The organism is Hymenobacter sediminicola (assembly GCF_014250515.1).
Taxonomy (GTDB): domain Bacteria; phylum Bacteroidota; class Bacteroidia; order Cytophagales; family Hymenobacteraceae; genus Hymenobacter; species Hymenobacter sediminicola.
The window spans coordinates 1,903,328-1,923,036 of the sequence record NZ_CP060202.1 but is presented as its reverse complement, the minus strand read 5'-3'; the positions used below and the strand labels follow the sequence as shown (position 1 = coordinate 1,923,036).

Annotated in this window: 16 protein-coding genes; 10 read left to right on the top strand and 6 right to left on the bottom strand. The window is 59.2% G+C overall.

Annotated elements, in window-relative coordinates:
• Positions 1-75 precede the first annotated feature (75 nt).
• On the bottom strand, positions 76-3,096 hold the full coding sequence (locus H4317_RS08110; RefSeq protein ID WP_185889621.1) for a chemotaxis protein CheB: 3,021 nt from the start codon (positions 3,094-3,096) through the stop codon (positions 76-78).
• A gap of 533 nt (positions 3,097-3,629) precedes the next feature.
• Between H4317_RS08110 and H4317_RS08105 the strand changes: the two genes are divergently transcribed.
• From H4317_RS08105 to H4317_RS08075, 7 genes are all read left to right on the top strand, one after another.
• Complete coding sequence (locus tag H4317_RS08105) at positions 3,630-3,974, top strand: STAS domain-containing protein (protein ID WP_185889620.1); 345 nt, start codon at positions 3,630-3,632, stop codon at positions 3,972-3,974.
• 49 nt (positions 3,975-4,023) lie between these two features.
• Positions 4,024-4,257 (top strand): KGG domain-containing protein, encoded by a 234-nt coding sequence (locus H4317_RS08100; protein WP_185889619.1) that lies wholly within the window; start codon positions 4,024-4,026, stop codon positions 4,255-4,257.
• Between the two features lie 157 nt (positions 4,258-4,414).
• Positions 4,415-6,127: an MFS transporter gene (locus H4317_RS08095; protein ID WP_185889618.1), complete on the top strand. Its 1,713-nt coding sequence runs from the start codon at positions 4,415-4,417 to the stop codon at positions 6,125-6,127.
• Positions 6,128-6,281: 154 nt separating this feature from the next.
• The gene (locus H4317_RS08090; RefSeq protein WP_185889617.1) at positions 6,282-8,072 is read left to right on the top strand and encodes an ABC transporter ATP-binding protein; all 1,791 of its coding nucleotides are present in this window, start codon (positions 6,282-6,284) and stop codon (positions 8,070-8,072) included.
• Between the two features lie 283 nt (positions 8,073-8,355).
• Complete coding sequence (locus H4317_RS08085) at positions 8,356-9,249, top strand: M48 family metalloprotease (RefSeq protein WP_185889616.1); 894 nt, start codon at positions 8,356-8,358, stop codon at positions 9,247-9,249.
• 240 nt (positions 9,250-9,489) lie between these two features.
• Positions 9,490-10,320 (top strand): DNA-formamidopyrimidine glycosylase, encoded by an 831-nt coding sequence (gene mutM, locus H4317_RS08080; protein WP_185889615.1) that lies wholly within the window; start codon positions 9,490-9,492, stop codon positions 10,318-10,320.
• A 318-nt stretch (positions 10,321-10,638) separates the two neighbouring features.
• Positions 10,639-11,139 carry a hypothetical protein gene (locus H4317_RS08075; RefSeq protein ID WP_185889614.1) on the top strand — a complete coding sequence of 167 codons (501 nt, stop codon included), beginning with the start codon at positions 10,639-10,641 and terminating at the stop codon, positions 11,137-11,139.
• Between the two features lie 101 nt (positions 11,140-11,240).
• Here H4317_RS08075 and H4317_RS08070 read toward each other — a convergent pair whose 3' ends face one another.
• The 4 genes from H4317_RS08070 to H4317_RS08055 all read right to left on the bottom strand — a co-directional run bounded on the left by H4317_RS08070 (position 11,241) and on the right by H4317_RS08055 (position 15,109).
• Positions 11,241-11,546, bottom strand: a complete 306-nt coding sequence (locus tag H4317_RS08070; RefSeq protein WP_185889613.1) for a hypothetical protein — start codon at positions 11,544-11,546, stop codon at positions 11,241-11,243.
• Between the two features lie 136 nt (positions 11,547-11,682).
• Complete coding sequence (locus H4317_RS08065; protein WP_185889612.1) at positions 11,683-13,080, bottom strand: radical SAM protein; 1,398 nt, start codon at positions 13,078-13,080, stop codon at positions 11,683-11,685.
• A 68-nt stretch (positions 13,081-13,148) separates the two neighbouring features.
• Entirely contained in the window at positions 13,149-13,910 is a 762-nt protein-coding gene (locus H4317_RS08060; RefSeq protein WP_185889611.1) for a prolipoprotein diacylglyceryl transferase, read from the bottom strand.
• Positions 13,911-14,083: 173 nt separating this feature from the next.
• A complete protein-coding gene (locus H4317_RS08055) occupies positions 14,084-15,109 on the bottom strand; it encodes an SDR family NAD(P)-dependent oxidoreductase (protein WP_185889610.1) in 1,026 nt (341 codons plus the stop codon).
• A 215-nt stretch (positions 15,110-15,324) separates the two neighbouring features.
• Between H4317_RS08055 and H4317_RS08050 the strand changes: the two genes are divergently transcribed.
• The gene (locus tag H4317_RS08050) at positions 15,325-15,846 is read left to right on the top strand and encodes a DUF4890 domain-containing protein (RefSeq protein WP_185889609.1); all 522 of its coding nucleotides are present in this window, start codon (positions 15,325-15,327) and stop codon (positions 15,844-15,846) included.
• 160 nt (positions 15,847-16,006) lie between these two features.
• Here the strand turns inward: H4317_RS08050 and H4317_RS08045 are convergent, their stop codons facing one another.
• Complete coding sequence (locus tag H4317_RS08045) at positions 16,007-16,783, bottom strand: sulfite exporter TauE/SafE family protein (RefSeq protein WP_185889608.1); 777 nt, start codon at positions 16,781-16,783, stop codon at positions 16,007-16,009.
• Positions 16,784-16,896: 113 nt separating this feature from the next.
• Here H4317_RS08045 and H4317_RS08040 point away from each other — a divergent pair, with 113 nt between their 5' ends.
• Together H4317_RS08040 and H4317_RS08035 are read left to right on the top strand one after the other, a co-directional pair.
• Positions 16,897-18,477 (top strand): MDR family MFS transporter, encoded by a 1,581-nt coding sequence (locus H4317_RS08040; RefSeq protein WP_260625860.1) that lies wholly within the window; start codon positions 16,897-16,899, stop codon positions 18,475-18,477.
• A 105-nt stretch (positions 18,478-18,582) separates the two neighbouring features.
• Positions 18,583-19,632, top strand: a complete 1,050-nt coding sequence (locus H4317_RS08035; protein ID WP_185889607.1) for an LLM class flavin-dependent oxidoreductase — start codon at positions 18,583-18,585, stop codon at positions 19,630-19,632.
• Positions 19,633-19,709: the final 77 nt, after the last annotated feature.

Below are 19,709 nucleotides of genomic sequence, written 5' to 3'. Positions count from 1 at the left end.
TGTAAGGGAGCCTGACCGGTGTTTGCGTCTTTACGTGCCTACGCAACGGGTAAGGCTTAGTTCCTGTTGAGCTGGTTATACTTCGCTTAGAGCTTGCATGCCCAGCAGCAGCCCGTTGGTCTGGTGGTCGGGCCCCTGAATGCGGGACGCGTAAAGCAGCACGTGGCGGCGGCCCATTCCCGGGAAGTCGGCTTCCAGCCGGAAATCCTCGAATTCGCGGGCATCCGTGTCCAGTAGCTCCCGCAGGCGGTTGTGCAGCTCCCGGTGGCTCCACACCCCAGCATTCAGCACGCCCAAGGCCTGCCCCCGCACGGCCGTAGCATCTAGCCCAAACTGGCTGGCAAACGAGCGGCTAATGGTGAGTACCTGCAGGTTGTGGTCGAGGGCCATGATAGGCTCGCGCACTGTCTCGACGATGCTCTCGGCGAAGCGCATGGTGTACTGGCGCTGCGCTTCCAGCCGCTTCAGTTCCGTAATATCGGTGAACGTGACAACGGCGCCGTTGATGTAGTTGTCGAGGGTACGGTAGGGCAGAATGCGCATGGCATACCACTCGCCGTTCAGGGTTTGAATGGTGGTTTCGATGCTCACCAGCCGGTCCAGCACCTGCTGAATATCCTGCAGCAGATGGTCGTGGCGCAGGCCAGAAGCAAAGTGGCTGATGGGCCGGCCAATGTCGCTGGCCACCAAATTGATAATACGAGCCACAGGCGGAGTGAAACGCGTAATCACCATGTCATTATCAAGGAAGATGATGGCAATTTCGGTGGCATCGAGCAGGTTCTTCATGTCATTGGCGGCATGGCCCAGCTCCTCCGACTTGCTCTGATACTGCATGTTCAGAGTCATCAGCTCCTCGTTGAGGCTCTGCATTTCCTCCTTATTGGTCATGAACTCCTCATTGGTGCTTTGCAGTTCCTCGTTAGCCGACTGCAACTCCTCGTTGGTGCTTTTTAGCTCTTCCAGGGAGCTTTCCATTTCCTCAATCGTGGTCTGGAGGCGGTGCTTGGTATACTGCAGTTCCTTGTTGAGGGCAGCTACTACGGCGTCACGGCTCAGGTCAGCAGCTGGGTCCGGGCTGTTTTTCGACTGGCGCATCCGGCGCGGCGTGGGCTGGTCCTCAAACACCACCAGTAGCAGGCCCGCTAGCTGTTCTGGCTCCTGCAGGTGGCGCACCGAGAGGCGCAGCAGCTGTTGGCCGGCCTCCGTCTTCACCCGCACGTTGTCCACGGTTACATCGGTGCGCTCCTGGTTGGCGCGGTGTACCGCCCCACTTATCTCGAAGTTAAGCTCCTCGCGGGCCATTTCGAACAGGTTCATGCTGCTCAGGCCGGGTGCGGGCTCAAGGTATTTGCCCGTGCGACCGTGCACATACAGTATCTCACCCTTGCCATTGATTACCACGGCAGGCGGGGCATAGGAGCGCAGCAACGCCCGCTGCACCAGGGTGGCGAAGGGGCCACTGTCGCGGCGGGTAGCAGTTGGATTCATGAGGCCAGAAATGGGGGGCACAATGGCACTGTGCCGGGCGAAGGGAAAGTTGACGAGGTGCGTAAGTGCTGTGGGCGTTTCGGTACGGCGCGAGATTTTCCACTTCACGTCTAGGGGCGCAAATTGCTCCTGCAGGCCGGTCATGTTTTCGCTGGGGCCCAGAAACAGCAAGGCACCCGGATTGAGAGCGTAGTGAAAAACAGACAACAGGTTTTTCTGCAGCTCGCTGTTCAGGTAGATGAGCAGGTTGCGGCAGCACAGCAAATCCAGCCGGATAAAGGGCGCATTCTTATTAATGTCGTGCTGAGCAAACATGACCAGGTCGCGCACTTCCTTGCGAATCTGGTACGCGCCGTCGATGTTGTGGAAGAACCGTTGCAGCCGCTGCTCATTTACGTCGGCCCTGATGGTAGCCGGGTAGCGGCCGGCCCGGGCAAAGTCGATGCCATCGGGGTTGATATCAGTGGCGAAAATCTGGATTTTGAGAGTGTGCGTAGGTTCCAGCTCTTCCAGCAGCTCCAGCAATAGGATGGCTAGCGAGTAGGCCTCTTCGCCGGTAGAGCAGCCGGGCGCCCATACGCGGATGGTGCTATCCAGGGGCTTTGCCTGGAGTACCGGGCGCAAAAACTGCTTCAGCAGCACGAAGGCGTCCTGGTCGCGAAAGAACTTCGTGACACCAATGAGCAGCTCGCTGAACAGCTGCTCTACTTCCTGCGGATTTTCCTGTAGGTAACGCACATAGTGCGCAAATTCCTTGATGTGGTGGGAATTCATGCGCCGCTCTATGCGCCTGAACACCGTGTTGCGCTTGTAGAAGCTAAAATCGTGGCCGGTCTGGGTCCGGATAAGCAGGAAGATTTTCTGCAACGCATGATCGGGCTGCTTGGCCTCCAAGTCTTCGGGCTGGCGCACTGGGCGCACCAGCTTCGGCTTATCAACATACTCCAGCAGCTTGGCCGGCAACTGGCTGGGCGGCAGCACAAAATCAACAAACTCAGTGGCTATGGCTGAGCGGGGCATCGAGTTGAATGCGGCGGTTTTGGGGTCCTGCACCATTACCATTCCGAAGTTTTCCATCACCATTTTCAGCCCGATGGTGCCGTCATTTCCCAGTCCCGACAAGATGATGCAGATGGCTCGCTCGCGGGCATCATTTGCCAGAGACTGGAAAAAATGGTCGATGGGCAGGCGCTGGCCGCGCGGCTTGGCAGGAGGCAGCAGCAGCAGCGTGCCGTGCAACAGGCTCATGTCCCGGTCGGGCGGAATGACATACACCTCGTTGGGGCGCACCTTCAGGCCGTCGTGGGCCTGCAGCACGGGCAGGCTTGTGAAATTTTGCAGCACCACAGGCAGGTGGCCATCAGGGCTGGGAGCCAGGTGCATCACCACCACAAATGCTACGCCTGGGCTGGGCGGCACGTTCCGAAAAAACTGCTCCAAAGCCTCTATGCCCCCTGCCGAAGCTCCAATACCAACAATGTAAAACTGGTCGGCTGGGCCGCCGGGGTGACGCCGCCTGGTGATTTCCGTGCCGGCAGCATGCTTCCCGGCGAGAGGGTCTGGCAGTCCGGTGGTAGCACCAGGAGTACGGGGAGGAGAAGTCATGAGGAAGGAAGCAGCTGCCGCAATACACGGACCAACGTAAATCTACACTTTCAGAGTTGGCCGCAACCCGAAGGTTGTCTCACGGTAGCCAACCCAACAAGCTGGAAGGCTCTACTACTGTTGCGGCATATTATCTAATAGTGTGCCCTCTCTGTCCCACTGTGGCATTGGCCTTTCGGGTAGTGGTTGCCTGTGCTGCCGGGCTAGCAGTACTACACTCGCCCCTGAAACAGCCGGGACATTGCTTCTGCTGGCCAGCACTTTCCACGGCAGCGGCTCCGGCCCGGCGGGGCCAGTTGGCTATTTGGCTCGTTCCAATTTCTTCCCGAACAGCCTGCAAATGTTCAGGTAGGCTATACCACCGTGCAGGTCGGCCAGCTACTATAGCTCCTCAGTATTTATACGCAGGCCAAAAATGGGTACTAACACGCAGCTGGGCATTAAGCCTATGCGTTAGTTTTAAGGTAGTTACGCCACCACCGACACCATGTGGTGGTCTGGTGCACTTGCTTCCAACCTATTTTTCTCGCCAAATGTCTCATTCCGGCTCTCTACCCGTCAATGCCAGCCGCTTCTACACAGTAGATGTGAATACGGCTGATCCGGTGCAGCTGGTCCGCCGCCTGAACAGCGTGGCCACCGACGACACTGAGCGGCCCTGCTTGCTCATCAACTGCCAGCAGCTACGCTGTCTGCGCACGCGGGGCGTCAGCTTTCTGGTGTCGCAACTGCTACTGACCCGCGCCGCCGGGGCCGATGTGCTGCTGTACAATGTGGGGCCGGTGCTGGAGCGGGTCCTGCGTCTGCTCCGCCTCGATCAGCTGTTTCAGCTGTGGCCGGCCTCTACTGCCTCGTCGGGTCGGACTAGCGTGGCGTAGCGTTCTGCCGCTTTTTCCTGCTGATTTCTTTCCACTTTTCCCTTCTCCAATGGCCACTTCCCAATCACCGCGCAGCACGACTGCCTCCAACAATTCCGCTCCGGCCCGGACGGCCAGCCGCCGCGGCTTTGCTTCCATGGACCCCGAAATGCAGCGCCGCATTGCCAGCGAAGGCGGCAAGGCCTCGCACGAAAGCGGCCGGGGCCACCGCTGGACCTCCGATGAAGCTCGCCAGGCCGGCCGCAAAGGCGGCCAGAGCCGCCGGCCGGCTCCTTCAGCGTAGTTCTGAGGCTCCTCGACACAACCTGCGCGGCCCCTCGGACAATGCCGCGCCTCCGAAAGCCCCGAAGAACTTCTTCGGGGCTTTTTTGATGGTCTTTCCTACGTATCAAGCAAGGTTCCATCTTTTTGCCGACCTGGCGGCAAGCGCCTACGTACGTATGCCTGTTACCGCTCGTCTGCTCATGCCTGCTACTGCCACACCGCTCCCTACGCCCCCTACTTCCCCGTTCGCGCCGCTACGCATTCCTATTTTCCGAATGCTCTGGATTGCTTCCTTTGTGTCCAACATAGGCACCTGGATGCAGAACGTAGGGGCAGTGGGCCTGATGACCGAGCTTACCTCGTCGTCGGTGCTGGTGGCGCTGCTCCAGACGGCTTCGGCGCTGCCTGTATTTCTGCTGAGCCTGCCGGCTGGCGCCCTCGCCGACCTAGTGGACCGCCGACGGATGCTGCTCTTCACCCAAACCTGGATGGCCGTAACGGCGCTGGTGCTGGCATCCATCACGCTGCTGGGGTTCAATACGCCCTGGCTGCTGCTCACGCTCACGTTTCTGCTGGGCCTGGGCGGCGCCATGAATAACCCGGTGTGGCAAACCGTGACGCCTGAAGTAGTGCCTCGCCTGCAGCTCCCCCAGGCTATTGCGCTCAATAGTGTCAGCTTCAATCTGGCCCGCGCCTTCGGGCCGGCGCTGGGTGGCCTCGTAATCGGGTATTTCTCGGCGGGAGCGGCATTTTTACTAAATGGTATCTCCTTTCTGGCTACCATTTATATGGTGTATAGCTGGAAGCGTGAACCGCAAGCCACGGCTACACTGGCCGGCGAGCGGGTGCTGGCCGCTATCCGGGGCGGTATCCGCTACGCCCGGTTTGCGCCGCCGGTACAGCATATTCTGGTACGGGGCGTGTGCTTCACCTTCGGGGCCAGTGCCCTGTTTGCCCTGATGCCAGCCGTGGTGGTACGCCATCTGTTGCTGCCCACTTCCTTCTACTCGATTCTGCTCTCGTGCATGGGGGCCGGGGCGGTGCTGGGGGCGGTGGTGCTGCCGCGCCTCAACCGCCGCCTCTCCATTGATTGGCGCGTGACGCTGGCAACCAGCGCCTTTGCCATCGGTCTGCTGGGCCTGGCGTATTCATCGAGCCGGCCGCTGCTGATGGGGCTGCTGGTGCTGGTGGGGCTGGCCTGGATGCTGGTACTCAACTCGTTTAGTGTGGGCGTGCAGACAGTGGTGCCGCGCTGGGTGCAGGCCCGTACCATCAGCCTTTATCTGCTCACTATTCAGGGCGGTATGGCGCTGGGCAGCGTGGTGTGGGGCTCGGTAGCCAGCCGCTGGGGGTTGCCGTTGGCCCTTACCGGGGCCGCTGGCTGGCTGAGCCTGAGCACGCTGCTGGCACTGCGCTTCTCGCTCTACACCTCACCCGAAGCACTGGACTTCACGCCGGCCCGGCCGCGCTTGGAGCCTGTGCTGGCTGAGGAACCTGCCCCCGACGAAGGCCCGGTCATCATCACCACGACTTACCGGATTGCCCCGGAAAACCGGCCGGCCTTTACCTACCTGATGGAGAAGCTGGCCCACATCCGGCGGCGCGAGGGAGCCATCGGCTGGGGCCTCTACGCCGACCTGGCCGACCCGACCAAAATGCTGGAGTATTTCATGACCGAATCATGGGAAGAGCACGCTCAGCAGCACGACCGGGGCGTAAGCCGGGAGGAGGAGGAGCTAAAACAAGAGCTTCGGAAGCTGCATCAGGGCCCGGAGCCGCCTGCTGTTTCTCACCTGCTGGCCCAGAATTACCGCCACACCACCACACCGCCCGTGATGGTACCCGGCAGCACGCGCCTGGTAGCCAGCACCGCCGGCGAAGCCACGTAGCACTAGGTTTTTGCAGCATATTTTCTGGATTCTGAAATATATGCTGCAAAAACCTGACGAGCCCACGCCCCACTACGCGCGCACTGTGCCGGCAGGTCTAAAACTTTCCGGGGGGTTCTGTGCTTGTGTCGTTTCTCCCCTCTCTCAACTTTCCATGAAACTACTCTACAGCTACCTGCGCCACTATTGGGGCTTGCTGGCGCTGGCGCTACTGCTGGCCGCCATCAATCAGGTTTTCTCCCTGCTCGACCCTTATATTCTGCGGCAGATTATCGACCGGTTCGTGACGCCGGCGCTGAAAAGCTCCCAGCATCCTACGTTCTGGGTATTCCTGACAGGCGGCGCGGGCCTGCTTATTCTCAAAGCCCTGGGCGTGGCCATGGTGTCGCGCATTGCCAAGAATTTCCAGGACTACTACACCAACGTCATCACCCAGCGCCTCGGCGCGGAGCTGTACTCGGATGGCCTGCGCCACTCCCTGGAGCTGCCCTACCAAGTCTTTGAAGACCAACGCTCAGGCGAAACCCTGGGCAAGCTCCAGAAGGTGCGCACCGACGTGGAAAAGCTTATTCAGAGCTTCGTAAACGTGCTGTTCATTTCCCTGGTGGCCATTGTGTTTGTATCGTGGTATGCCATCAGCGTATACTGGCCTATTGCGGTGGTGTACTTTCTCACCATTCCGATTCTGGGTTCGTTGAGCTTGTTTCTGAGCCGCCGTATCAAGGTAATTCAGAAAACGATTGTGGCTGAAACCACGGCGCTGGCGGGTTCTACCACCGAAAGCCTGCGCAACATCGAGCTAATCAAAAGCCTCGGGCTGGCTCAGCAGGAGACTCTACGCTTGAACGCCACCACCGGCAAGATCCTGAAGCTGGAACTAAAGAAAGTGCGCTACCTGCGCTCCTTATCGTTTGTGCAGGGTACGTTCGTGAACCTGATGCGCAACATAATTCTGCTGATGCTGCTGTTTTTGGTGGTGCAGAAGATTATTTCGGTAGGTGAGTTCTTCTCCTTCTTCATCTACTCGTTCGCCATTTTCGGGCCGCTGCAGGAAATGGGCAGCATCATCAATATCTACCGCGAAACTGAAGCCTCGCTGGCCAACTTCCAGCAGATTCTGGACACGCCCAAGGAGGTGAAGCCCGCGCATCCGCAGGTGATTAAGAAGATTGAAACCCTGGCCTTCGACGATGTGCATTTCCAGCACCTCACGGCCAGCGCCCCGGCCCTGGCCGGCATATCGTTCCAAACCAAGCTCGGCGAAACCATTGCCTTCGTCGGCCCCTCGGGCTCGGGCAAGACTACACTCGTGAAGCTACTGGTGGGCCTCTACCCGCCCGCCGCCGGCCGTATCCTCTACAATGGCATTTCCGGCACCGAACTGGACTTGGATACGCTGCGTGAACAAATCGGCTTCGTGACGCAGGACACCCAGCTTTTCGCCGGCACTATCCGCGAGAACCTGCTTTTTGTGGCCCCCCAAGCCACCGATGCACAGTGTCTGCGCGCCCTGCACCAAGCCGCTGCCGACACGCTCCTGGCCCGCGCCCCGCTCGGCCTCGACACTGTAATCGGGGAAGGAGGCGTAAAGGTGTCGGGCGGTGAAAAGCAGCGCCTCAGTATTGCGCGGGCGCTGCTGCGCCACCCTACCCTGCTCGTTTTCGATGAAGCTACTTCGGCGCTGGACTCCCTTACGGAAGAGGAAATCAGCCAGACGGTACGGGAACTGTCCGGCTCGCGCCAGCACATCACCATTCTTATTGCCCACCGCCTCAGCACCATCCTCCACGCCGACCGCATCTTTGTGCTGGAGCGCGGCCACGTAGCCGAGGCCGGCCGCCACGAAGAGCTGCTAACCCAGCGCGGCCTCTACTACGCCATGTGGCGCCAGCAGATCGGCGAGCGGCCGCAGGCCCAGATTGTTGCGCAGGCTATACCGGCATAAGGCCTGTATCCAACTGGCGGCTTTCCTGCCTGGCGGGAAAGGCACGAGCCCCTGCTACTTGCACGAAGTCATTCTCTGGCTACGTGCGAGTAGCAGGGCTTTTTGCAGTGTTTCGGGCAGCAGTATCTGGTGGGCCCTGCAACTGTAGAGCGCCTAACAGTATCCTTCTATAACTTGGATTGAAAGGCACGAAAAACATGCGAGCATCGTTTAGTTAGCAGCCAGTTCGGCACGATTCCTGACATTCTCCTTCCTGTTAGTTTCGCCTCTTAAGGACTTTTCAATGACGCTTCACCCCCGCCTTCTTCGTCGCTTTGCCGGCTCGCTGCTGGCCGGGTGGCTGTTTCTTGCTGGCTCGGCCAGCGCCCAGTCTGTTTCTACCCAGCGCGACGTGCTGCGCGAAATCACCGATGTGGTAGGCCTTAAACCTCGTTTCGAGCTGCTGGCTACTTCGCAGGTGCAGAATGCGGCTGCCGTAGTGTATAGCGGCAAGCGCTACCTGCTCTACAATCCCAAATTTGTGTCGGCAGTGAACCGGGCCGGCCGCACCGACTGGGCCGGTATCAGCATTCTGGCGCATGAAATGGGCCACCACCTCAATGGTCACACGCTGCGCCCAGGCGGCTCCAACCCTGCCGATGAGTTGGAAGCCGATGAATTTTCCGGTTTCGTGCTGCGCAAAATGGGCGCCAGCCTGTCGCAGGCCCAGGCCGGCATGGCCGTGGTATCGGACGAGGAAGCATCTCCTACGCATCCTGGCCGCACTACCCGCCTGCAAGCCATTAATGAGGGCTGGCAGCGAGCCAGCCAGCAGATTGTGGCCAGCAGCCGCAATACCGCGCCTTCGGCGGCTCCGGCCGTGGTCTACAACCGGCCGGCCCCGGCTCCGGTAGTGGCCACCACCAACCGCGTCAGCCAGGCCAGCAACATGATTGGCCGTATCACCTTCCGCAGCAACCCCGATGAGCTGTACTACCTGACCAGCCACCTCAACATCGTGCGTCTCGATCAGCAGGATCGGACGGCACAGGTAGTCGGACGCCTTACCCGCTCCGATTCCGCCGCTTTCCCGTACGTGCTGGTTGATGCGCAGCAGCGTCGCCTTTTCGTGAGTGCCGCCGGAGGGGTATTCGATAAGAATGGTCAGCAGGTCGCCATGCTTTCTGACCCTTCCTAAGCGCTTCGCTTTTCCTTATATAACTTATAAAAGCCGGCTACTTTACTGAGCCGGCTTTTTTGCGTTTGATGCTTTCTGCGGAGGGACATTCGCGCTACGATTAAGCGCGGAATTATCTAGCCAATGGCAACCTGAACCGTGCGCATGGTGTTGCATATAGGTTTGGCGGGTTAGCTGTTTCTGCTGCGTTTTGTCACCTGTTGCACCTGCCGCTCCTGTATTCTTCTATTATCAGTTCTGATGCCCGAATTACCCGAAGTCGAAACCTACCGCCGTTTTCTGGATGAAATTCTCGTTGGCCAAACTATTGTGGCCCTGGAAGTAAAGGATGCTCATGTGCTGGCTACGGACGAAGTGACGCTGCGCAAAGCCCTGAGCGGCCGCCGCGTGGCGGCAACACGCCGGCTCGGCAAAAACTGTTTTCTGGAACTGGACAGCGGCCAAGTGCTAGCCCTGCATTTCGGCATGACCGGCGACGTAGGTGCCTACCGCGACGAGACAGATGCGCCTCGTTTTACCCGCGTGGCCCTGCACCTTGCGGATGGCTTGCGCGTAGCCTTTATTGATCCACGCAAGTTTGGCCGCATCCGCCTCACCGAAAGTGTGGCGCAGTACCAAAAGGCTAAAAAACTAGGACCTGATGCGCTGGACATTACAGCACAGCAATTGCAGGCCGCATTGGGTGCCAGAAAGCCGCTAGTCAAGCCGCTGCTCCTCGACCAAAGCATCACGGCGGGACTGGGAAATTGGATAGTGGATGAAGTGCTGTTCCAAGCGAAGATTCATCCGGAGCGGCGAGCCTGCACGCTGACTGAAGCGGAGTTTAAGGCTCTGCATGCTGCTATTCAACTGGTGCTGACTACCGCAATCCGACATGAAGCCACCTATCGGCACTTCCCGGCCTCTTTCCTCATTCACGCACGTGAGTGGGATACTTCAGCAACTCCAAACACGGATAATCATATTTACTGCCCTATTCATCCAAAAACAAAAATAGCAAAAAGCTATGTAGGTGGCAGAGCTACGTATGTGTGTCCTAAATGCCAACCAGCCCCGTCCGATAATAAATAGTTCTATTTCTTAATATTCAAAGCCCGTTTAGTAGCACTAAATGGGCTTTTTTCATTTTATCAGAAAAAATAATCACACTATCAAGAAAATCATGTAGTTACTGCATTCTGCTGATATTTAGTGGTAAAAATTTACCTTTTCCTATACTGCATGAACCAACTTGATAAACAGTTAGTTAGATTTGCACTAACGCAGCCCCACTGGGTGAGGCGTTGAGAAGAGAAGTTGGACGCATTGTGAAAAAGAAAAGGCTCTAAAAAGCCTGCCGCAGAAGGCGTGTTGTTGAAGTCACTCATAAAATCACCCAAAACCCATTTCATGAAGAAAGTAACCCTGCTCCTGAGCCTAGCTGCCACCGTTCTAAGCCTGGCTTCCTGTGAAAAAGAATTGGAAAATGTGAATACGCCGGATCAGGCGGCCGCAGCTTCCGCTGTTAAGACCCTGACCGTTGAAGAGAAAACCAGCCTGCTGACCACCGGCGACTGGAAGCTGACTAAAATGTCAGCTACTTCGGGCCAAACCGAAACCAACCTGCTGGTAATGCTGAAAGCCGACGAAAGCGACAATCTGTCGAAATTCCGTGCTGCCGGCCAGTTTCTGCAGGATGAAGGCGCTGCCAAGCGCACGGAAGAAACGCCTCAGCAGTCGGAAGGCACCTGGGCATTCAGCACCGATGGCAGCCAGCTGGACATAACCAACGCCGGCGTCACTACGCAATACCAGGTTGCGGAGGTAAGCGCTTCGTCGCTCACCCTCACGCGCACCAGCACCGATACTGAAGGCAAAAGCACCACCATTACGTCGGTGTACTCGCACTAAGTAGTTCCGCCAACCGTACCCCCGATTTTTACCACCGTTCAAATAGCAAAACGCCCGGCCGCTTGGCCGGGCGTTTTTGTGTTTATATCTGTTAGGGCATGCTAGTGCATATTGCCCAAAATACCCAATACCATCACACTGCAGGCCCCGAAGCCGATGAGCAGAACCAGCAAGGCACTCAGGAAGTAGGGCGCGGCACTCTGGCCAGGGGTGGATTTAACCAAGCGTATCACCCCCAATATCAGGTTTAGGAACACCTGCCCACCATAGAGCGCAGCAAACAGAAAAGCGCTACCACCATCTGTGGCAGGAGTAAGAACCCCCAGAACTGCGGCCATTCCCACCACAAGCAGCAGGTTGTTGCGCAACACATGGTTCGGCTTCGAAGCAGGCTTGTCGGGTTCCACGGTAGAGAGTGGTTAATGAACAGGAGGGTGAAAACAGTTGGGACAATCGTCGACGCGACCTTTGGCATCCACCAGACCCGCCTGAATCAGTACTACGTGACAGGGCGGTTTTATGGGTAGACTTGCTGCACTCTAGCTACAGCACCGGAATATCACGCAGTTCCTGCAGGCGGGCTAGCTTTTCTTCGTCGCGGTAGAGCAGATTCATGGTTTCGAAGGGAATAATCTTCAGGTCTTTGCTCACGATATGGACGCAGGACTTCTTGATGGCGCGCACGTCGAAGTTCCAGGCATCCATGAATTGCAGGATGATGACGCGGAACAGGTTTTCGTACTTGAGGTTGGGGGCCTGGATGGTGGGCAGGCAACACAGCAGCTGGTTCAGTTCCGGCGTGATGGTGTCCACGGTGTTAGCGGTGCTGAATAGCTTGAGCAGGTGCTGGCGCAGGCGCGGGTCGTGCTCATACACAATGGTGTTGCCGCCGCTTTGCAGCAGTTCGGCCGGCTGCACGTAGCGCGTGAGCGGAAACACCTCGCCGCCCAGTTTCAGGGCGTAGCCCATCACCAGCGCATCGGGGTTGCAGGGCACGGGCAGCAGGTCTTCGGCCGTAAACAGGCTTTGGTCGATGATACGCTGGCGGGTTTCGGTGAGGGTGAGGCGGTCAGTGGCGGGGTCGAAATTTTCGAGGCGGCCGGCGGCCTGGGTAGGCTGAAACGTGACACCACGTACGCAGCGCTGCTGCAGGGCATAGTCGATGACTTCACCCATTTCGTCATCGTTGAGGCCCTTTTGCAACGTGACCACCAGCGTGGTGCTGAGGTTGTACTTGTTGAGGTGTTCGAGGGCCTGCTTGCGCACGTCGCGCAGGTCGCGGCCGCGCAGGCTTTCCAGGGCTTCCTTCTTGAACGAATCGAACTGCAGGTACACCTCAAATGCGCCCTCGTAAGTCGCCAGTCGGGCCACAAAGGCTTCGTCTTTAGCCAGCCGCACGCCGTTGGTATTCACCATCAGATGCTTGATGGGTTTGCGCTTGCACATGTCCAGAATTTCCCAGAACTGCGGGTGCAGCGTGGGTTCTCCGCCGGATATCTGCACCACGTCGGGCTCTCCCTCATTTTCCACCAGCACATCCACCATGGCTTCCACCTCTTCTAGGGTGCGGTGCCGGCCGTGCAGAGGGCTGCTTTCGGCGTAGCAGGTGGGGCACGTCAGGTTGCAACGGTCCGTTATTTCGATGACGGTGAGGCAGCTGTGCTGCTCGTGGTCGGCGCAGAGGCCGCAGTCGTAGGGGCAGCCGTAGTGGGTGGCGGTGTTGAAGCGGCGCGGCGTTTCACTGGGCTTCACGTAGTTGCGGATGTTCTTGTAGTACTCGATGTCGGTGGCAATGAGCACGCGCTGCCGGCCGTGCATGGGGCAGCGCTTGAGCATGTACACGCCGCCATCTTCAAACACGATTTTGGCTTCCACCCGCCGCAGGCAGTGCGGGCACAGGCTCAGGGTGAAGTCGTAGTAGGTATAAGGACGTTCGGGCATAAGATTATACGCAGTTAAGGTACTGAATCTGAGACGTGGTGAACTGCTCGTTCACAAAGTAAGTGATATTACTCAGTGACTTTAGTGGGCCGATATTCCTTCCGCCCGAACAGCCACCCATAATATCCCAGCCCCGCCACACAAGCCCACTGAATGGCCGTGAGCCCCCAGCCGCTGGGCGCGGGCGTAGGCTTGATGAACTCCACTAGCAGCCGAAACACGAGGTAGCCAATCATGAAAAACCGAAACCGCCATCCGTCCGGCAGCGGGCGGCGGCGTTCCGCGAGCCACAGCGCCGCGCCCAGCAAAAGCAGCCACCCGATTTCATAGAGGTTGGTGGGGTGGCGCGGCACCCCGTCGCCGAAGTCGATGGCCCAGGGCAGGCTGGTGGCAGTGCCGAAAGTACCGTCTTCGAGGCCAGAGAAATGGCAGCCGAGCCGCCCGATGCACATGCCCAGAATCACGGGAAATACCATCAGGTCGCCGCTTGAGGTTCTGACGCCGAGGTGCTTTTTGGTCAGCTCCACGCCTACCAAGCCGCCCAGCAGGCCGCCCACAATGGTTTTGTTGGTGAAGTAGTAGAGCCAGCCACCGGGCGGATGCAGCAGTAATTCAGGGTGTTCCAGCAGCCCCAGCACGCGGGAGCCTAGCAATGCCCCGGCCGCGCAGCCCACAAAAATCCAGAGGCGGTGCTCATCGGAAATTTGGTCGGTGGTACGGGCGCGCAGGTGCTGATAGAAACGGTAACCGATAGTATAGGCCAGCACTTCCAGCAGCAGATGCACCGGCAATACCAGCGGGCCGAGGGCGAGATGAACGGGGTAGGTCAAACGGGAGTATGAGTTGTCTTGTAGCAAGAGCAATGATAGAAAAAACCTGTCATCCTGAGCGCAGCGAAGGACCTTATCCGAGAGAAACGGTAACCGTAGCAACGATTCGTTCTCATGTGGTAAGGTCCTTCGCTGCGCTCAGGATGACAGGCGGTTCATTTCTCTCTCATGCCTCACAACTGATTATTCTCTACCTCGGCTTTGCGGGTGAGCGTAGTGAGCCAGGACCGGGTAGCATCTGATTCTGCCTCATAGCCAAACCGTTTTTCGTTGCCTACTACATCGGCGGGGCCAGGTAGAGAGCGGTTGGCCCAGCTGAGCAGGTCGGCGGTGGTGCCGGGCAGCAGGCCGTGGAAAGCGGCGAGCAGCTTGGCGGGCAGGCCCAGAATCACTTCGGCGTCGCCACGGCGGCAGGCATTCCAGATTTCGCAGCCCGCCCGCTCGGCATCCATCGAAATGGCGGGCAACGAATCGGCAATGCTGAACCAGGCATATTCTTTTTCGTGCTGGCCCTTGAGCGTGGCGTTGCGGGGGCTGCCGGTGCGCATCAGGCCCGGACACACGGTGGTTACCTGAATCCCGTACTGCAGCAACTCGGCCCGAAAGCCTTCTGAAAGCCCCACCAGCGCAAATTTGCCGGCACTGTAGGGCACCAGATGCGGCACCGCTACCTTGCCGCCCACCGACGCAATATTCACAATACGGCCCTCGCCCCGGCGGCGCATATCGGGCAGTACGGCCTGCATGGCGTGCAGCGGCGCCCAGAAGTGCACTTTCAACGAATCTTCATAGTCGCGCACCTCCATATGGTCGAGGGCACCCACGCTGATAATACCGGCGTTGTTGATCAGCACATCCACCGGCCCCAGCTGCTGCTGCACCTCCGTTACCAGCGTCCGGACTTCGGTGGCATTGGTCAGGTCGCGGACCAGCGTCATTACTGCGGCTCCCTCCCGGGCCAGATCCTGGCGGGCACGCTCCAGTTCGTCGGCGTCGCGGGCACAAATGGCTACTTTGGCGCCTTCCGCCACGGCCTGCCGGGCCAGAATCAGGCCCAGGCCCCGTGAGCCACCAGTAATAAGCACAACGCGGCCACGGAGATTATAGGAGCCACGGCGGTTGCTCCAGAGGGTGGCGGCCGCCAGGAGCGCACCGGCTCCAATGGCAGCCAGCCAGCTGTTTCGGGTATGTTGCTTCATAGTATGCTTGTATGCAAAGGCAGCGGAAAGGTTACAAAGCGCCACAACCAAGCTGTTGCGTCATAATCCTATTTGCAGCATTTCCCGATGCACCAAACTGCCCCGATTGGCGTTACGCAATCTGAATCCGCGAATTGGCATCATATTTACAGAGCCGTAGCGGCCCACCCCTCGCCGGCTGCGGCGGCTTTCGTCCTGGTTTTTCTTTTACGCCCATGAAAACGCCCCTTCTCGCCACCCTGCTGCTGCTGAGTGCCCCTACCCTGCTACTGGCCCAGACGACAACCACTGTCAAGACCAAAACCAAGCCGGCCAGCGGCCCGGCTACCAAAACCAAAACTACCGCGCCGGCAGCCCGCCCTGCCGCGCCACCGGCCAAAGCAACGCTGCCGCCCGCTGCCGAAGCGCAGGCGGAGTCGCGCGCCAATGCGCTTACTGCCAACATGCAGAAAGCGCTGGCTCTGAATCCGCAGCAGGTGGAAAAAGTGCGCCAGATCAACCTGATCAGCGTGCGCGGGGTGGAAACCGCCCGCCTCACCTACCGCCAGGACGTGCGCAAAATGGCCTCCGTGGTCGACGACATCGGCCAGTCGCGCCTGGGGGCGCTGAAGGATGTGCTGACGCCCGCGCAGTTTGACAAGTACCAGCGCAAGCGGGAAGAGAAAATGGGCGTGCCCAGCGGCCAGGCGGCCCAGGGCACACCGGTGCCGGGTCTCGGAAGCCGTTACGAGGAGTAGTGGAGTAGTGGAGTGGTGGGTTAGTGGAGCAATGTCAGCCTGAGCGGAGCGAAGGAGCTTATTTCATCAGCACGAGACGTTGTTACGACTTATTCAACAGGATAAGGTTTTTTGCTGTCCTCAGGATAACACCACTCCGCCACCCCACCACCCCACCACCTTACCACTGCACGTCGAACACCTGCAGGCTCAGCTTCAGGATAAAGGCACTGACGACGACCAGAAACAGCACCCGTACGAAGCCCGTGCCGTGGCGCAGCGCCAGCTGGGCCCCCAGCGTGGAACCGATGATGTTGCTAGCCGCCATGGGCAGCGCCACCGCCCACAGAATCTGGCCGGTGTAGGCGAAATAGGCCAGGGCCGCCAGGTTGGTAGCCACGTTCACCAGCTTGGCGGAAGCCGAAGAGGTGATGAAGTCGTAGCCGAACAGGCCCACGAAGGCGAATAGCAGGAAGGAGCCGGTGCCGGGACCGAAAAAGCCGTCGTAGAACCCGATAATCAGGCCGATTAGCGCGCCATAAAGCGGCTCCCGGCTGGCGGGCAGGCGCGGCGCATGAATAGAGCCGAAATCCTTGCGCCAGAACGTGTAGAGGGCAATAACGACCAGCAACCCCAGCACCAGCGGCGGCAGCAGCTCCTGCGGCAGCTGGCTGACCACCCGCGCCCCCAGAAACGAAAACACCCCCGCCACGCCGGCCGCCACGCCCACGGCCCGCCACCGGATGGGCACTTTGCCCGCGTAGCTGCGCAGCGCGGCGGCTGTTCCCATCAGCGACGATACTTTTCCCGTTCCGAAAATGGTGGGCACCGGCGTGCCTTTCAGCAGAATCAGCAGAGCCGGCAGCTGCACCAGGCCCCCGCCGCCCACAATGGCATCGATGAAACCAGCCAGAAAGGCAAACAGACACAGGAGGGCGAGGGTAAAAGCAGAAATCATGAGGCCGCGAAGGTAAATGCGCGGCCGCCAGGAACAATAGATTCCTATCGGCGGTGGTACTCTGCCACCGGCTTCCAACAACCGCTGTCCGTTCCGGCCGTAAAGCCGGTTCTATGACCGAAAACCTAACGCAGCGGCAGAAGATGCTCACTTTTGCCGGTGTGCTGCTGGCCATGTTCCTGGGCTCCCTCGACCAGACCATTGTCAGCACGGCCCTGCCGCGCATCGTGGCCGACCTGAACGGGCTGGACCGTTTTACCTGGGTGGCTACGGCCTATCTGGTGGCCAGCACGGCCCTGGTACCCATCTACGGCAAGCTGGCCGACACCTACTCGCGCCGCAAGATTGAAATTGGGGCCGTCAGCATCTTTCTGATTGGGTCGATGCTGTGCGGGCTGGCCGGCGAGTTTGGCCCCTTACCCCTGCTCGGCGACGGCATGAACCAACTGGTAGTCTTCCGGGCTATCCAAGGGCTGGGCGGCGCAGGGCTGTTTGCCATGGCCTTCATCGTCATTGCCGACCTGTTTCCGCCGTCCGAGCGGGGCCGCTACCAAGGGTTTACGGGCGCGGTATTTGGCACGTCGTCGGTGCTGGGTCCGTTTCTGGGTGGTTTCCTGACCGACAACGGTTCCGACTGGATACCAGGCGTGGCTGGCTGGCGGTTGGTGTTCTACGTGAACCTGCCGCTGGGCCTGCTGGCGCTTTGGTTCATTGTGACGCAGATGCCCGCCCTGCGCCCTAGCGGCAAGCCCCGCACCATCGACTATCTATCGGGGCTACTGTTGGTGACGGGGCTGGTGCCGCTGGTTATAGGGCTACAACTCAACAAAGAAGAGTACGGCTGGACTTCGCCCGTGACGCTGGGGCTACTGGCTGTGGCCGTTGCGTCGCTGGTGTTGTTTGTGGTGCGCAGTCTGCGCCACGAGAATCCGATTCTGGACTTCGGGCTGTTTCGCAACCACGTATTCCGCACGGCCAACGCGGCGCTTTTTCTGCTGGGCGGGGCATTTCTAGGCATTATCATTTTCGAGCCCCTGTTCATGGTCAACGTACTGGGTGTATCGGCTACCAAAGCCGGCGTGAGCCTGATTCCGCTGTCGATGGGGGTAGTGGCAGGTTCGTTGCTGGCTGGCCAGATGGTGTCGCGCTTCGGGCACTACAAGCGCTGGATGCTGGGCGGAATAGTGGTGCTGCTGGGTGGCTTGTCGTTGCTGGCTACCATGCCAGCAACGGTCAGCTACGGGCAGGTGCTGGGCTATCTGCTGCTGTGCGGCCTAGGCCTGGGCCCCACCATGCCACTCTATACGCTGGCTATCCAGAATGCCATTGAACCCCATTTGCTGGGGCAGGCCACGTCGGCCAGTCAGTTTTTCCGGCAGATAGGCGGTGCCATTACCGCTTCTATTCTAGGCGCTATTCTCACGCTCACCCTGGCTCATAGTCTGCCAGTCAGTGCGGCCACGTCTTCGTCAGCGCAACAGACGGTTGTATCGGAGGGCCCGGTTTTGCCAGCTGGGGCTGCTACGGCCGCGGCCTCCCCCGCAACGCAGGCCGCTTTTTCCAAAGCCATTTCGCGGGTGTATCTGTTCAACATCTTTCTGGTGCTTGGCGGGCTGGTGATGACGCTTTTCGTGCCCGAACTGCCTCTGCGAAAATCCAACGCCCCGGGCACCCCGATACCGGCGGCCGAGTAGCAGCAGGACAAGACTAGCAAACTAGTTTGCGGATGCCTCTGTTATAGCAGCTACCATATGCCGCTACTCGGTTTCAGCGGCCTCTTACCCCAAACTTTTGCTCTCATGCCCTTAGATAATAGCCTGCACCTGAGTGTGCTCGACCAGTCGCCGGTGCCGATAGGACGCACCCCCCGCGAAGCCCTACAACATACGATTGAGCTGGCCCGCCTCACAGACCGTCTCGGCTTCACCCGCTTCTGGGTGTCGGAGCACCACAACACGAACACGCTGGCCGGCTCGGCCCCGGAAGTGCTACTAGCCCGCCTTGGCGCCGAAACACAACGTATCCGGCTGGGCTCGGGGGGTGTGATGCTGCCGCACTACTCGGCGCTGAAAGTGGCTGAGAACTTCCGCCTGCTCGAAACGCTCTACCCCGGCCGCATCGACCTGGGCATTGGCCGCGCCCCCGGCACCGACCGGATTACCGCGCACGCCCTCAACCCGCACAATACCTTCAGTGACCAGGATTTTGCCGACCAGCTTATGGACTTGCGCGCCTACCTGCGCGACGAAGTAGTTGCCGACACCATTCACGCCAAAGTAAAAGCGGCCCCTTTCACAGACACCACACCGGAAATGTGGCTGCTGAGCAGCAGCGGGCAAAGTGGCCTGTTTGCGGCTCACGTGGGCGCGGCATTTTCGTTTGCGCACTTCATCAACCCCAACGGCGGCCCCAAAATGATGCAGCTGTATCGGGAACGGTTCCAGCCCTCGCCGGAGCTGAGTGCACCGCAGGGCAACGTAGCCGTATTTGTGGTGTGCGCTGATACTGCCGGCCATGCACAGGCCCTAGCCGACAACCTTGCCCTGCAGATGCTGAAGCTGGAAACCGGTAACTACTCGCCGATTGATGCAGTAGAGAAGGCCAACGTTTCGTCGCTTTCCGCTGACCTGCAGCACCGTCTTGCCTACCATCACCAGCGTATCGTGAGCGGTACTCCTGATAAGGTGCAAGCTGACCTAACTGCCCTGGCTGCCAGCTACGACGTGAATGAGATGGTAGCCGTTACCATCACCCATGATTTCGACGACCGGCTTCGTTCCTATGAGCTGCTGGCCGATGCTTTCCAGTTGCAGAACACGTCCCAGGCTGCCTTGGTGGCAGTATCGTAAGACAGCAAATGTCATACTTCATTCGCATGCAGAAAGCCCGGTAAGACCGGGCTTTCTGCATATACAGCCCATTTATT